This window comes from Candidatus Pantoea gossypiicola (assembly GCF_008632075.1).
GTDB lineage: Bacteria > Pseudomonadota > Gammaproteobacteria > Enterobacterales > Enterobacteriaceae > Pantoea > Pantoea gossypiicola.
Map to the genome: position 1 here is coordinate 16,750 of NZ_VWVM01000022.1, position 15,999 is coordinate 32,748.

10 protein-coding genes are annotated in these 15,999 nt (G+C 60.5%); 6 read left to right on the forward strand and 4 right to left on the reverse strand.

The window, feature by feature from the left end; all coding sequences use genetic code 11:
• Window positions 1-338 precede the first annotated feature (338 nt).
• The 6 genes from F3I20_RS20650 to lplT all read left to right on the forward strand — a co-directional run bounded on the left by F3I20_RS20650 (window position 339) and on the right by lplT (window position 12,655).
• Complete coding sequence (locus F3I20_RS20650) at window positions 339-1,547, forward strand: efflux RND transporter periplasmic adaptor subunit (protein WP_150038467.1); 1,209 nt, start codon at window positions 339-341, stop codon at window positions 1,545-1,547.
• Window positions 1,544-4,741, forward strand: coding sequence for an efflux RND transporter permease subunit (locus F3I20_RS20655; protein WP_150038469.1), 3,198 nt, complete (start codon window positions 1,544-1,546; stop codon window positions 4,739-4,741). The genes F3I20_RS20650 and F3I20_RS20655 overlap by 4 nt, the downstream gene beginning before the upstream one ends.
• Window positions 4,738-7,839, forward strand: coding sequence for an efflux RND transporter permease subunit (locus F3I20_RS20660; protein WP_150038471.1), 3,102 nt, complete (start codon window positions 4,738-4,740; stop codon window positions 7,837-7,839). Before F3I20_RS20655 ends, F3I20_RS20660 begins: the two co-directional genes overlap by 4 nt.
• A 3-nt stretch (window positions 7,840-7,842) precedes the next feature.
• Window positions 7,843-9,228, forward strand: a complete 1,386-nt coding sequence (locus tag F3I20_RS20665; RefSeq protein WP_150038473.1) for an efflux transporter outer membrane subunit — start codon at window positions 7,843-7,845, stop codon at window positions 9,226-9,228.
• 89 nt (window positions 9,229-9,317) lie between these two features.
• Complete coding sequence (aas, locus tag F3I20_RS20670; protein ID WP_150038475.1) at window positions 9,318-11,468, forward strand: bifunctional acyl-ACP--phospholipid O-acyltransferase/long-chain-fatty-acid--ACP ligase; 2,151 nt, start codon at window positions 9,318-9,320, stop codon at window positions 11,466-11,468.
• Window positions 11,465-12,655, forward strand: coding sequence for a lysophospholipid transporter LplT (lplT, locus tag F3I20_RS20675; protein ID WP_150015650.1), 1,191 nt, complete (start codon window positions 11,465-11,467; stop codon window positions 12,653-12,655). Before aas ends, lplT begins: the two co-directional genes overlap by 4 nt.
• A 48-nt stretch (window positions 12,656-12,703) precedes the next feature.
• Here lplT and ridA read toward each other — a convergent pair whose 3' ends face one another.
• The 4 genes from ridA to argF form a co-directional block, all read right to left on the reverse strand.
• Window positions 12,704-13,090 carry a 2-iminobutanoate/2-iminopropanoate deaminase gene (ridA, locus tag F3I20_RS20680; RefSeq protein ID WP_033731344.1) on the reverse strand — a complete coding sequence of 129 codons (387 nt, stop codon included), beginning with the start codon at window positions 13,088-13,090 and terminating at the stop codon, window positions 12,704-12,706.
• Between the two features lie 72 nt (window positions 13,091-13,162).
• Entirely contained in the window at window positions 13,163-13,627 is a 465-nt protein-coding gene (gene pyrI / locus F3I20_RS20685) for an aspartate carbamoyltransferase regulatory subunit (RefSeq protein ID WP_150015651.1), read from the reverse strand.
• Between the two features lie 12 nt (window positions 13,628-13,639).
• A complete protein-coding gene (gene pyrB, locus F3I20_RS20690; RefSeq protein WP_150015652.1) occupies window positions 13,640-14,575 on the reverse strand; it encodes an aspartate carbamoyltransferase in 936 nt (311 codons plus the stop codon).
• 284 nt (window positions 14,576-14,859) lie between these two features.
• Window positions 14,860-15,867, reverse strand: a complete 1,008-nt coding sequence (argF, locus tag F3I20_RS20695; RefSeq protein ID WP_150038477.1) for an ornithine carbamoyltransferase — start codon at window positions 15,865-15,867, stop codon at window positions 14,860-14,862.
• Window positions 15,868-15,999 lie beyond the last annotated feature (132 nt).

Here is a 15,999-nt window from a genome sequence, read left to right on the forward strand (position 1 = left end):
TGGTCAATCAGTGCGAGTATAGCCGTCCCAGAGGTATTGATGGGTGTGAAAACAACACCGCTTCGGCAGTGAGACCCTGTTATTACACCGACCCACGCAGAGGCGTGGGTTTTTTTTGCCTGCGTGTCGGCTCCTGCCTTTTCCGCCGTATAACCCGCCGTTAAATCATCATCGTTCTTAACGAAACCCTGACAGTTTGCCGATAGAAACGCGCGTCGCCTTTCACCGATAATGGCCGCCGTGACGCCTGGCGTTTTTTTGCTCGCCACCGCCGGTTTTCACTGCCGCATTCCGCACGTTCCGGGATTTCTTTTTCTGCTTATCTGAAGAGTTCGACGATGACTCACCTTTCTCGCCCCGCGCGTTCCCTTGGGCTTAAATGGCTGCTCCTGTTGCTGGTTGTTGCGATTGTCGCAGGCGTTATCTGGCGTCTGCTCTCTTCGGGGCACGGGCCGGGTGAGGGAATGCCGCCGGGCAGACCGGGTGCGCCTGGCATGATGGGCGACAGTGCAACGCTGGTTCACAGCGGGGTTGCCAGCACGGCGGATGTGCCGGTGTGGCTGAATGCGCTCGGTACGGTGATCCCCAACGCCAGCGTGACGGTGACCAGCCGCGTTGACGGCCAGCTGGAGCAGGTTTTCTTTACCGAAGGGCAGAAGGTCAGTGCCGGTCAACTGCTGGCGCAAATCGATCCGCGCAGCTATCAGGCGACGCTGAACCAGTATCAGGCTGAACTCAGCGAAAACCAGGCGCTGCTGAAAAGTGCCGAGCTGACGCTGGCGCGCTATCGCAAACTGGCTGCGCAGGATGCGCTGGCGCGCCAGGATCTGGACAGTCAGATTGCCACCGTCGGGCAGTATCGCGGCGCGGTCGCCGCCGATCAGGCACAGATCGCCAGTGCAAAGCTGAGCATTGAATATGCCCGGATTACCGCCCCGATCAGCGGGCGCGTCGGTCTGCGACAGGTCGATCCCGGCAACATGGTGCAGAGCTCCAGCAGCACCGGTCTGGTGACCATCACTCAGATGCAACCCGCCGCCGTCACCTTTAGCGTGCCACAAAGCAACATCCCGGCGCTGGTCAGCGTGCTGCATCAGGGGCAGAGCCTGCCCGCCACGCTGTTCGATCAGGACAACCAGCATCAGCTCGCCAGCGGCGAAGTGAAGTTCATCAGCAACCAGATCGACACCGCTACCGGCACCGTGGCGCTGAAAGCGGTGTTTGCCAATCAGGATGAAGCGCTGTTTGCTAACCAGTTTGTAAATATCAGGCTGCAGACCCGGGTGCTGAAAGGCGCGACGGTGATCCCGGCGCAGGCGCTGCAGTTGAGCAGCGACGGCAGCTTTGTCTTTGTGATCAATCAGGATCACACCGTTACGCGCAAAGCGGTCACCACCGGCCCCGCCTTCGGCGACGATCAGCAGGCGATCCTCAGCGGCGTCGCACCGGGGGATCGGCTGGTAACGGAAGGGATCGATCGTCTGACCAGCGGCAGCAAAGTCACGCTGGCCGATGAGACGCCTGCTGCCGGTACTGAGCCAAAATGAACCCGTCTCGCCTGTTTATTCTGCGTCCGGTCGCCACCATTCTGCTGATGGTTGGCGTGCTGATCGCGGGCATCTTTGCCTATAAATTCCTGTCGACCTCGGCGCTGCCACAGGTCGACTATCCGACTATTCAGGTCACCACGCTCTATCCGGGTGCCAGCCCGGATGTGATGGCGTCATCGGTCACCTCACCGCTGGAGCGCCAGTTAGGGCAGATGGCGGGGCTGAGCCAGATGAGCTCCACCAGCGCCAGCGGCTCGTCGATCATTACCCTGAAGTTCAGCCTGGATCTGTCGCTGGATGTCGCCGAGCAGGAGGTACAGGCGGCCATTAATGCGGCAAATAACCTGCTGCCCGACGATTTGCCTGACCCGCCGACCTACAAAAAGGTCAATCCGGCGGACAGCGCGGTGGTGACGCTGGCAGCCAGCTCCGGCACGCTGCCGCTGACCGAGGTGCAGGATTTGGTCAATACCCGGGTGGCGCTGAAGCTGTCGCAGATTTCCGGCGTCGGCATGGTGACGCTGGCGGGCGGTCATCAGCCCGCGATACGGGTGCAGATGAACCCGCAGGCGCTGGCGGCGCATCATCTGACGCTGGAGGCGGTGAATACGCTGATTGGCAACAGCAACGTTAATGGCTCCAAAGGCGGCTTTGACGGGAAATATCATTCGGTCACCATCGACGCCAACGACCAGCTGCGTACCGCCGAAGAGTACGGCAACCTCATTCTCACTTACGAGAACGGCGCGGCGCTGCGCCTGAAAGATATCGCCCATATCGAACAGGGTCCGGAGAACAGCTTCCAGTCAGCATGGGCCAACAACCAGCCCGCGATTGTCATCAGCGTGCAGCGCCAGCCGGGCGCAAACGTGATTCAGGTGGTGGACAATATCAAGGCGCAGCTTCCTGCACTGCAGGCGGCGCTGCCAGACGGGGTGAAGATGACCATTCTCTCCGACCGCACCCAGACCATTCGCGCTTCAATCAGCGACGTGCAGTTTGAGCTGATGCTGTCGATTGCGCTGGTGGTGATGGTGACCTTCCTGTTCCTGCGCAACGTTGCCGCCACACTGATCCCCAGCGTGGCGGTGCCGCTGTCGCTGATTGGCACCTTTGGCGTGATGTATCTGGCGGGCTTCAGCCTGAATAATCTGTCGCTGATGGCGCTGACCATCGCCACTGGCTTTGTCATCGATGACGCTATCGTGGTGGTGGAGAACATTTCCCGACGGCTGGAGCAGGGCGAGTCGCCGATGGAGGCGGCGCTGAAAGGCTCACAGCAGATTGGCTTCACCATCATCTCGCTGACCTTTTCACTGATTGCGGTGCTGATCCCGCTGCTGTTTATGGGCGATGTGGTCGGGCGGCTGTTCCGGGAGTTCGCGATTACGCTGGCGGTGGCGATCCTGGTGTCGATGGGGGTGTCGCTGACGCTGACCCCGATGCTGTGTGCCTATCTGCTGCGGCACATTCCGCCAGAGCAGCAGTCAACCTTTGCCCGCAAGGGCGGCGCGCTGTTTGACCGGCTGGTGCGCGGCTATGACCGGCTGCTGACCATGGTGCTGAACCATCAGAAACTGACGCTGCTGGTGGCGCTGGCGACCTTCGGGCTGACGGCGCTGCTCTATCTGATGGTGCCGAAAGGCTTCTTCCCGACCCAGGATACCGGGCTGATTCAGGGCGTCACCATCGCCTCACAGGATGTTTCTTTTAACGCGATGGCTACGCGGCAGCAGGCGCTCTCTAAACTTATCCTGACAAACCCGGCGGTGGAGAGTGTCTCATCGACCATCGGTATCGACGGCACCAACACCAGCCTCAACAGCGGCCGGTTGCAGATCAACCTTAAGCCGTCTGGCTCCCGCGATCTCAGTGCCAGCGAGGTGATCAGCCAGCTGAACCAGGCAACCGCCAGTGTGCCGGGTATCCGGCTCTATCTGCAACCGGCGCAGGATCTCACCGTCAACGACCAGGTCTCGCCGAGTCAGTATCAGTTCACCCTTGACGATGCCGACAGTGAAAATCTGGTTAGTGAGACGCCGAAACTGGTGGCGGCATTGCAGCAGCGGCCCGAGTTTAATGGCGTGGTAAGTAACCTGCAGGATCAGGGGCGCGTCTCTTACGTGGAGCTGAACCGGGACAAAGCGGCGCGCTTCGGCATTACCGCATCGGACGTGGACACCGCGCTCTATAACGCCTTTGGTCAGCGGCTGGTCTCGACCATTTTTACCCAGTCGAATCAGTATCGGGTGGTGCTGGAAGTGGCCCCGGCCTTCCAGCAGGGACCGGCGTCGTTTGATGATATTTATCTGCAGCCCTCTTCCAGCAGCAGTTCGTCGTCATCCAGCAGCACGATGTCATCAACCACCCCATCCTCATCCTCATCCTCAGCCACGGAGAGCACCACGTCCGGCAGCGGCATGGTAAAACTCACCGCTATCGCCACAATTCATCAGCGTACCGGATCACTGATGCACATGCGGCTGAATCAGTTCCCGGCGGTGATGATCTCCTTCAACCTCAATCCAGGCTACTCGCTGGAGGATGGCCAGCGGGCAATTGCGGAGGTGCGCCAGCAGCTGCAGCTGCCGGAGAGCACCACGCTGCGTTACCAGGGGGAAACGTCGGCGTTCCAGAGCGCCACCGGCAATACGCTGTGGCTGATTCTGGCGGCGCTGATCACCATGTATGTGGTGCTCGGCATCCTCTACGAAAGCTTTATCCATCCGGTCACGATTCTCTCTACGCTGCCGTCGGCGGCGGTGGGCGCGCTGCTGACACTGTTGCTGGCGGGCACGGAGTTCAGCCTGATTGCGCTGATTGGCGTCATCCTGCTGATCGGCATCGTGAAAAAGAACGCCATTATGATGATCGACTTCGCGCTGGAGGCGGAACATCAGCAGCACCTCAGCGCGCGTGAGGCGATTCATCAGGCCTGCCTGCTGCGCTTCCGCCCGATTCTGATGACGACGATGGCGGCGCTGCTCGGCGCGCTGCCGCTGATGCTCGCCTCCGGCTCGGGTGCCGAACTGCGTCAGCCGCTGGGGCTGGTGATTGTCGGCGGGCTGATTGTCAGTCAGGTGCTGACGCTCTTCTCCACGCCGGTCATTTACCTCTGGTTTGACGGGCTGGCGCAGCGCGGCAACGCCTGGGTGAAACGCCGTCAGCAGCAGGCGCGGAGCGGGCAATGAATCTGACCCGGCTGTTTATCTTTCGTCCGGTGGCGACGCTGCTGCTGACGCTGGCGATCCTGCTGCTCGGCGCGCTGGGCTACCGGCTGCTGCCGGTGGCACCGCTGCCGCAGGTCGATTTCCCGACCATCATGGTCAGCGCCAGCCTGGCGGGGGCCAGCCCCGAAACCATGGCAGCGACGGTCGCGACCCCGCTGGAACGTTCACTCGGGCAGATTGCCGGTATCAGCGAGATGACCTCCAGCAGTTCGCAGGGATCCAGCAGCATCATCCTGCAGTTTGAGCTGGACCGCGATATCAACGGCGCGGCGCGCGACGTGCAGGCGGCGATCAACGCGGCGCGCAGCCTGCTGCCGAGCGCGATGGCCTCGCTGCCAACTTATCGCAAAGCCAACCCGTCAGATGCGCCGATTGTGATGCTGGCGCTGACCTCTGCTACCCGCACGCCCGGCGAGCTTTACGATCTGGCGGAGAGCAAAATCGAACAGGCGATGGGGCAGGTACAGGGTGTCGGCGAAGTGTCGCTGATGGGCAGCGCCTTACCCGCGGTGCGGATTGATCTGCAGCCGCTGAAGCTGACCCATTACGGCATCTCGCTGGAGACGGTACGTGCCGCCGTCGCCGACAGCACCACCAATCTGCCCAAAGGGATCTTACAGGGCAGTGATCAGTCGTGGCTGGTGGACAGCAACGGCCAGCTGGAGAAGGCCGCCAGCTACCGTGATCTGATTATCACCTGGCAGCAGGGTAAGGCGGTGCGGCTGAGCGACGTCGCCACGGTCTATGACTCGGTGGAAGATCGCTATCAGGCGGGATTCCTCAATGCCACGCCTGCGGTGATGATCGGCATTAAACGTCAGGCGGGCGCTAACATGCTGGAAACCATCGATGCAATAAAAGCGCAGTTGCCGCTGCTGGAAAAGAGCCTGCCCGCTGACAGCCAGCTGAAGGTGGTAGTTGACCGCTCGCCCGGCGTGCGCGCCTCGCTGTATGACACCGAAGAGACGCTGCTGATCGCGGTACTGCTGGTGATTGCGGTGGTGTTTATTTTCCTGCGCAATCTGCAGGCGGTGATCATTCCGGCCCTGGCGCTGCCGGTGTCGCTTATCGGGACCTGTGCGGTGATGTACCTGCTGGGTTACAGCCTGGATAACCTGTCGCTGATGGCGCTGATTATCTCCACCGGCTTCGTGGTGGATGATGCGATTGTGGTGCTGGAGAACATCACCCGTCACATTGAGCGCGGGCTGAGTCCGCTGCGGGCGGCGCTGCGTGGGGCGCAGGAGGTGAGTTTCACTGTGCTGTCGATGACCGTATCGCTGATCGCGGTGTTCATCCCGATTCTGCTGATGGGCAGCATTGTCGGGCGGCTGTTCCGCGAATTTGCTGTCACACTCACCGTGTCGCTGCTGATCTCGCTGTTTGTCTCGCTCAGCCTGACGCCGATGCTTTGCGCACGCCTGCTGAAACCGAAGCCGCCCGTGAGCAAGCGGCCGCATCCGCTTTATCAGTTTATTGAAAACCAGCTAAATCGCCTGCTGGCCGCCTACGGACGCGGGCTGGCCTGGGTGATGCGCCATCAGAAACTGACCATGCTCAGCCTGCTGCTGACCGTGCTGCTCAATGTTTTTCTGTTCACCGTGGTGCAGAAGGGCTTTTTCCCCAATCAGGACACCGGGCTGCTGATGGGCGCACTGCGTGCCGATCAGAACATCTCATTCCAGGCCATGAAGCCGAAAATGTTGATGTTCACGAAGATCATTCAGGAAGACCCGGCGGTCGAGAGCGTGATGTCGTCGATGGGCAGCGGGATGTTTGGCTCCCGTAACAGCGCCAACTTCTTTGTGCGGCTGAAGGACTTTGACCAGCGTGATGCCACGGCCACCGAAGTGGCCAACCGGCTGACGCGCAAAACCAGTCACATCGCCGGGGCACAGATGTTCCTGATGGCGGCGCAGGATCTGCACATTGGCGGACGCAGCGCTAACGCGACTTATCAGTACAGCCTGCAGGCGGACGATCTTGATCTGCTGCGGGTCTGGACGCCGAAAGTACAGGCGGCGCTGGCGGCAATCCCCCAGCTCAACAGTGTGGACTCGGACTCGCAGACGGGCGGTCAGGAGGTGGAGCTGAGCATTGATCGTGACCGCGCCACACGGCTGGGTGTCAATGTGAAAATGCTCGATACGCTGCTGAATAATGCGTTCAGCCAGCGACAGATCGCCACGCTCTACCACACCCTGAATCAGTATCACGTGGTGATGTCGCTGCAGGACAGCGACACCGCCAATCCGGAGACGCTGCAGCAGCTCTATGTAATTAACGACAGTGGTGACCGTGTGCCGCTCTCCGCCTTTACCCGCTTCAGCGGCGGCAATGCGCCGCTGTCGGTGGCGCATCAGGGCCAGTCCGCCACCAGTACCGTAGCATTCAACCTCAATGAAGGCGTCTCGCTGGAGCAGGCGCAGTTCCTCATTAAACAGGCGATGGCGAAGCTGGGTCTGCCGTCGACCATTCATGCCGGTTTTGCCGGTACCGCTGCTGCCTTTTCCCAGCTGACCGCTACCATGCCGTGGCTGATTCTGGCGGCGCTGGCGGCGGTCTATATCGTGCTCGGCGTGCTCTACGAGAGCTACATCCATCCGCTGACCATTCTCTCGACCCTGCCGTCAGCGGGCGTCGGCGCGCTGTTACTGCTGCTGCTGACCAACACGCAGCTCACGGTGATCGCGCTGATTGGCATCATCCTGCTGATCGGCATCGTGAAAAAGAACGCCATTATGATGATCGATTTTGCCATCGACGCGGAGCGGCGGCAGGGTATGTCGCCGCAGCAGGCGATTACCCAGGCGTGCCTGATGCGCTTTCGGCCGATCATGATGACTACGCTGGCCGCCTTTTTCGGCGCGTTGCCGCTGGCGCTGGGCAGCGGCGGTGATGCCGATCTGCGCAGCCCATTAGGTATCGCCATCGCGGGCGGACTGGCGCTGAGCCAGCTGCTGACGCTGTTTACCACGCCGGTGGTTTATCTGTGGCTCGATCGTCTGGGTCGCGCCACTCAACGTCAATGGCGTCGTCTGCGCCATGCGGAATCCTGATCCATGAAACCATTTATCCCGTTTATTGTGCTGCTGCTGGCTGGCTGTAGCGTGGGTCCCGACTATCAGCGCCCGGCGGTGGCGATGCCGGTTCACTATAAAGAGGCCCGGGGCTGGCAGCAGGCGACGCCGCTGGATGCGCAAAGCAAAGGCGAATGGTGGTCGGTCTACCATGACGCCACGTTAGGCGGGCTGCTGAGCCAGGTGAGCGTATCGAATCAGAACGTGGCGACCTATGCCGCGCAGTACCGGCAGGCGCAGGCGCTGGCGGCGGAGTCTCGCGCGTCGTTGTTTCCTTCGCTGGGCTATGACAGCAGCGTGACGCGCAGCGGCAGCCATGCCACTGGCAGCAGCGTTCGCACCACCAGCAGCAGCTATCAGGCGGAGCTGAGTGCCAGCTGGGAGCTGGATCTGTGGGGCAAACTGCGGCGCACGCTGGAGGAGAACCGCGCCAGCGCCTCGGCCAGCGCGGCAGAACTGGCCAACATCACCCTGAGCGCCCAGTCTGAGCTGGCGCAGGACTATTTCCAGCTGCGCATCATGGATCAGAAAATCGCGTGCTATCAGCAGAGCGTTGACGCGTATCAGCGCTACCTGAACGTCATCAACAGCCAGTATCAGGCGGGCACCGCATCGCGTGCGACGCTGGCACAGGCACAGCTGCAACTGGAGAGCGCCAGCGCCTCGGCGCAGGATTATCAGTGGCAGCGTGCGCAGATGGAGCACGCGATTGCGCTGCTGGTCGGCAAAGCCCCCGCTGACTTCAGCCTGCCCGCCGCACCGCTGACCGCCACGCTGCCCGCGATTCCGGCGAGTCTGCCGGGCGAGCTGTTGCAGCGCCGTCCCGACATTGCGTACGCCGAACGCAACATGGCCGCTGCCAATGCCGCCGTGGGTGTAGCGGTGGCCGGTTACTATCCCGACCTGACCCTGAGCGCCAGCGGGGGCGTCAGCGCTTCGGTGCTGCATTCGCTGTTCTCGCTACCAAACCGCGTCTGGTCACTGGGGCCTGAGCTGAGCGGCACGCTGTTTGACGCGGGCGCGACCTCTGCCAAAGTCGATCAGGCGCGGGCAGGCTGGGATGCCAGCGTCGCGACCTATCGTCAGACGGTGCTGTCTGCGATGCAGGAAGTGGAAGATAAGCTGGTGGAGCTGAACACGCTGCAGGGCGAAATCGCCGCACAGCAGCGCGCCACCGATGCAGCACAGACCTCAGCGCGGGTGACGCGTCTGCAGTATGAGGCGGGCATGATTAACTACCTGGATGTGGCGACCACGGAGAACAGCAGCCTGAGTGCACAGCAGAGTTTGCTGACGCTGCAGAGCACACAGTGGGTCAGCAGCGTGGCGCTGATTGCCGCGCTCGGCGGTGGCTGGCAGGCCCCCTGAAGCTGCGTCAGATTGCCCATAATTTGGTTGTCGAACCGCGTCAAATCCTGCATCGTGAGGGCTATTTTTTACGATGCTAAGGAGCTGGCATGGCTTTCAAACTATTACGCCTGATATTTCGCCTGTTATGGCGGGTCGAACTGCGTGGCGACGTCGCCGGACTGCATAAGCAGAAGGTATTAATCACGCCGAACCATATGTCGTTTCTCGACGGCATGCTGCTGGCGCTGTTTTTACCGATTAAACCGGTGTTTGCCGTCTACTCGACCATCAGCGAAAGCTGGTTTATGCGTCTGATTAAACCCTTTATCGACTTTGTGCCGCTGGATCCGACCCGGCCTATGGCGCTGAAGCAGCTGGTACGGCTGATTGATACGGGCCGTCCGGTGGTCATCTTCCCGGAAGGAAGGATAACCGTGACCGGATCGCTGATGAAAATCTACAGCGGGGCCGGCTTTGTCGCCGCGCGCTCAGGCGCTAACGTGGTGCCGATGCGCATCGAAGGCGCAGAGTTCACGCCGTTCGGTCGTCTGGCTGGCGTATTTAAACGTCGCCTGTTCCCGCGCATCACCCTGACCGTGCTGCCCGCGACCCGCATTCCGATGCCAGAGGCGAAACGGGCGCGCGACCGTCGCGTGCTGGCCGGTGAGCATCTGCATCACGTGATGATGGAAGCGCGCATGGCGGTGCGTCCGCGTGAAACCCTGTTTGAGGCGTTTCTGGCGGCGCGTACCCGTTATGGCGCGTTTAAGCGCTGCATCGAAGATGTCAATTTCAAGCCTGACAGCTACAACGGACTGCTGAAGAAGTCGCTGGGCGTGGGCTGTATTCTGGAGCGCTACAGCCAGCCGCGCGAAGTGGTGGGGCTGCTGCTGCCGAATACCACCGTGACAGCGGCGGCGATTTTCGGCGCTACGCTGCGCGGGCGCGTCCCGGCGATGCTCAACTACAGCGCGGGCGTTAACGGCATGCGGGCGGCGCTGACCGCCGCGCAGATCAAAACCGTCTTCACCTCACGGCAGTTCCTGGACAAAGGCAACCTGTGGCATCTGCCACAGGGGCTGGACGATGTGCAGTGGATTTACCTGGAAGATCTCAAAGATACCGTCACCGGCAAGGACAAGCTGTGGATCCTCGCCCATCTGCTGATGCCGCATCGTGCCCAGTTGCCTCAGCAGCCGGAAGATGCCGCCATGGTGCTGTTTACCTCCGGATCTGAAGGTAATCCTAAAGGCGTGGTGCATTCGCATAAAAGCCTGCTGGCGAATGTCGAACAGATCCGCACCATCGCCGACTTCACGCCGCGTGACCGCTTTATGTCGGCGCTGCCACTGTTCCATGCCTTTGGTCTCACCGTCGGGCTGTTCACGCCGCTGATGACCGGTGCCCAGGTGTTCCTCTATCCCAGCCCGCTGCACTATCGCATTGTGCCGGAGCTGGTTTATGACCGTAACTGCACCGTGCTGTTTGGCACCTCAACCTTCCTGGGCAACTACGCGCGCTTTGCCGCGCCCTATGATTTTGCGCGCCTGCGCTATGTGGTGGCGGGTGCGGAGAAGCTGCAGGAGAACACCCGTCAGCTCTACATGGAGAAGTATGGCATCCGTATTCTTGAGGGCTACGGCGTAACCGAGTGCGCGCCAGTTGTGGCAATCAATGTGCCGATGGCGGCGAAGGCGCACACCGTGGGACGCATTCTGCCGGGCATGGATTCACGGCTGATGTCGGTGCCGGGCATCGAGCAGGGCGGTCGGCTGCAGCTGCGCGGGCCGAACGTGATGAAAGGCTATCTACGGGTCGAAAATCCTGGTGTGCTGGAAGCACCGGTCGCTGACGATGGCGAAGGCAATATGGAAGCGGGCTGGTACGACACCGGTGATATCGTCAGCTTCGATGAAGGCGGCTTCTGCCAGATTCAGGGCCGTGCCAAACGCTTTGCAAAGATTGCCGGTGAGATGGTGTCGCTGGAGCTCGTCGAGCAGATCGCCCTCAAAGCGTCGCCGGACAAACAGCACGCCGCCTCGCTGCGCCCGGATGGTCAGCGCGGTGAGGCACTGGTGCTGTTCACTACCGACGCTGAGCTGGCACGCGACAGACTGCAGAAGGCGGCCCGCGAGCTGGGTGCGCCAGAGCTGGCACTGCCGCGTGATATCCGTGTCATGAAGCAGCTGCCGCAGCTGGGCAGCGGTAAACCCGACTACGTCACGCTGAAAAAAATGGCGGAAGAGGAGCAGGCATGAGCCTTGATCGTAATGCGCCGCTGATGTCGCGCGGCATGATCGCCGTGATTATCGCTCAGTTCTTTTCGGCCTTTGGCGATAACGCGCTGCTGTTTGCCACGCTGGCGGTGCTGAAAAGTCAGTTCTATCCCGAGTGGAGCCAGCCGGTATTACAGATGCTGTTTGTCGCAGCCTACATTCTGCTGGCACCGTTTGTCGGTCAGGTGGCGGACAGCATGGCGAAAGGGCGGGTGATGATGCTCGCCAACAGTCTGAAGCTGCTGGGCGCGCTGGTGATCTGCTTCGGCTTCAATCCCTTCCTTGGCTACACCCTGGTGGGCGCGGGCGCAGCGGCCTACTCGCCAGCCAAATATGGCATCCTCGGTGAGATCACGCATGGCGAGAAGCTGGTAAAAGCCAACGGGCTGATGGAGGCCTCGACCATCGCCGCCATTCTGCTTGGCTCGGTGGCGGGCGGGATGCTGGCTGACTGGCATATTCTGGCAGCGCTGGGGATCTGTGCGCTGACCTACGGCATCGCCGTGGTCGCGAACCTGTTTATCCCGAAACTGCAGGCGGCACGTCCGGGGCAGAGCTGGCAGTTTGGCGAGATGACACGCAGCTTCTTCAGTGCCGCTGCGCTGCTGTGGCGTGATGCCGAAACGCGCTTCTCGCTGCTCGGCACCAGTCTGTTCTGGGGGGCAGGCGTGACGCTGCGTTTCCTGCTGGTGCTCTGGGTACCAGTGGCGCTGGGCATCAATGACAACACCACGCCAACCACGCTGAATGCGATGGTCGCGATCGGTATCGTGATTGGCGCGGCGGCGGCGGCAAAGCTGGTGACGCTGGAGACGGTACGCCGCTGCATGCCCGCGGGCGTCCTGATTGGCGTGATGGTCGTCGTCTTCTCGCTGCAGCATTCGCTGGTCAGCGCCTATCTCCTGCTGATGCTGATTGGTGCGCTGGGCGGTTTCTTTGTGGTGCCGCTGAATGCGCTGCTTCAGGCGCGGGGCAAAGAGAGCGTCGGTTCCGGCAACGCGATTGCGGTGCAGAATCTGGGTGAGAACAGCGCGATGCTGGTGATGCTGGGGCTCTATACGCTGGCGATCAAGGCGGGCGCACCGGCGGTGGCGACGGGCGTCGGTTTTGGCGTGCTGTTTGCGCTGGCGATTGCGGTTCTGTGGCTGTGGCGACCGGCTAAGCGTTAACGAATTCGCCGCCTCTCTCCGGCTTACGCGGGCAGAGGCGGCCTGAGCTTAACGACGGACGGCAATCGCTTCGATTTCGATCTTCACATCTTTTGGCAGACGCGCTACTTCAACACAGGAACGCGCCGGGAAGTCAGCCTCATGCTCGGTGAAAAACGCTTCATAGGTCGCGTTGACCGTGGCGAAATCATTCAGGTCCTTCACAAACACCGTGGTCTTCACGATGTCACCCACCTTCAGACCCGCGGCTTCAACAATCGCCTTCACATTTTCCAGTGACTGACGCGCCTGTGCGGCAATGTCATCTGCCACCTGGCCGGTCGCCGGATCGACCGGGATCTGACCTGAGGTAATGATCATGCTGCCCAGATCGACACCCTGAACATAGGGACCGATCGCGGCAGGGGCTTTCTCAGTACTGATTTCACGAGACATCATGGCTCCTTTGATTATGTCGTCAGGCGGCGATGCCGCCGGGGTTGCCCATTATAAGGTCGGGCAGGGCGATTACCAGTGACCCAGCACCACGTGGCGGGCGAACTCTTTCTCGCAATATTTGCACTTCAGATGCACATCGTCGGCACGCTGCTTCACGGCAAAGCTGGAGAAGACCGGCTCGCTGCGGCTGATGCAGTTGCTGTTCGGGCAGGTCAGCACCCGTTCGATGCGATCCGGCAGCGTCGGGGCGATCTTGGCCACCACCTCATAGTCGTCGATGCGGTTAACCGTGGCATCGGGCGCATAGACCGCCAGCTGATTCACCTGATCGTCGGTGAGAAAGGTGTTTTCAATCTTGATCAGATCTTTGCGGCCCATCTCGCCCGACGGCAGATTCAGGCCGATGGTGATGCGCTGGTCGGTTTCGGTCAGCCGGAACAGAGAGAGCAGCTTAAAGCCGATCTGTGCCGGAATGTGGTCGATGACCGTGCCGCGTTTGATCGCTTCGACCTGCAATTTGTTGTCCTGCGTCATGATGAGATCTCCTTACAGGGCGAGTTCGCTGTTTAAAACTAGTGCCAGCAGAGCCTGGCGTGCGTAGATGCCGTTACCCGCCTGCTGGAAATACCAGGCGTAAGGGGTGCTGTCGACATCGGTGGTGATTTCGTCGATGCGCGGCAGCGGGTGCAGCACTTTCATGTTGTCACGCGCCGTGGCGAGATCGGCGGCGCGGAGGATGAACTGCGCTTTGACGTTGGCATATTCAGACGGATCGAGCCGCTCTTTCTGCACCCGCGTCATGTAGAGGATATCGAGCTGCGGCATGACCTCTTCAAAGCTGTCGTGACGGGACCAGGGGATACTCTTCTCGTCCAGCATATCGGTGATATAAGCCGGCATCGCCAGCGCATCGGGCGCGATAAAGAAGAAGCGGTTGCCATCAAACTTCGCCAGCGCCTGGGTCAGGGAGTGCACGGTGCGGCCATACTTCAGGTCGCCCACCATCGCCACGTTCAGGTTATTCAGACGGCTCTGGGTCTCCTGGATGGTGAAGAGATCGAGCAGCGTCTGGGTCGGATGCTGGTTTGCGCCGTCACCTGCGTTGAGAATCGGAATGCCGCCGGAAAACTCGGTCGCCAGTCGCGCCGCGCCCTCCTGCGGATGGCGCATCACGATCGCATCGACGTAGGTGCCGATGACAGAAATGGTGTCGGCCAGCGTTTCGCCTTTTTTGCCCAGTGATGTGTTGCTGCCGTCCGCAAAGCCCACCGCTGACGCACCAAGACGATGAATCGCGGTTTCAAACGACAGGCGGGTACGGGTCGAGGCCTCAAAGAAGCAGCTGGCAATCACCTTGTGCTTCAGCAGTTCCGGCTGCGGATGGGCTTTCAGCGTAGCGGCGGTGTGCAGCGCCAGCTCCAGCTCTTCCCGACTGAGGTCGTTAATTGAAATGATGTGCTTGCGATATAGCGGGTTAGGCATAGCTCTCTCCTCTGCGCGGCCGGATTGCGGACAAAAAAAAGCCCCTGCTTAAGGGGCTTTTTTATGATCGGGTCGATGACCGAAAGAAACAGCAGCGCCGCCTGCGGTCAGGCGTGATTGAGCGTTAAATTGTCCGCTGTGCTGTCGCATATTTCCTCCGGCAAATTGGGCCGCATTATACCCGTTCGCGGTGGGGCGGCAAGAGGAAAACGTTTGCGCTGCGAGAGGGCCGTGGCGGCAGGTGGGCGACAACCTATGGCGTCAGCCCGCCTGCCGCCGGACGATCAGCGCTGACCCAGCGTGGCGACCATCACCGCTTTGATGGTGTGCATCCGGTTCTCGGCCTGGTCGAACACAATGCTGTGCGGCGACTCAAACACCTCGTTGCTCACTTCCATGCCGTTGGGCAGATCGTACTGCTCTGCCATCTGCTGGCCCAATGTAGTCTGGTCGTCGTGGAAAGCGGGCAGGCAGTGCAGGAATTTCACCTGTGGGTTGCCGGTCAGATCGAGCATCGCGCGGTTAACCTGATAGTCACGCAGCAGGGCAATACGCTCGGCCCAGACTTCTTTGGCTTCGCCCATCGACACCCAGACGTCGGTGTAGATAAAGTCAGCGTCTTTTACGCCATCAGCAATATCTTCGGTGAGAGTAATTTTACCGCCGGTCTGCTGCGCGGCGTCGCGGCACTGCGCCACCAGTTCGTCCTCTGGCCAGCAGCTCTTCGGTGCCACCAGACGCAGATCCAGACCGACCTGAGCGGCGGCTTCCAGCATGGTGTTACCCATGTTGTTGCGCGCATCGCCAACATAAACCAGCGTCATCTCGCTGAGCTTTTTGCCCGGCAGATGCTCCTGCATGGTCAGCAGATCGGCCAGCAACTGGGTTGGGTGAAACTCGGTGGTCAGACCGTTCCACACCGGCACACCGGCATGTTCCGCCAGCGTCTCTACCAGCTCCTGGCCGTAACCGCGATACTGAATGCCATCGTACATGCGGCCCAGCACCCGCGCGGTGTCGCGCATTGACTCTTTATGGCCGATCTGACTGCCACTCGGACCAAGATAAGTCACGTTTGCACCCTGATCGTAAGCGGCAACTTCGAAAGAGCATCGGGTACGGGTCGAGTCTTTTTCGAAGATGAGCGCGATGTTTTTGCCTTTCAGATACTGCACTTCGCTGGCGCTTTTTTTCGCCTGTTTTAATTCAGCGGAAAGGGAAAGCAGGTGATCGATTTCGGCGGGGGTAAAATCCAGAAGCCTGAGGAAATGGCGCTGATACAGCTGACTCATACAACACTCCGGTAACCATCAAAATGAATTAAAATTCAATTTAACCGTATGAATATGCATTTTCAAGTCTGGAGCCAATAAACTTTTCGTTTTGTGTAGTGGCGCGACAGGCAGTGTGGGAAAATAATTGAT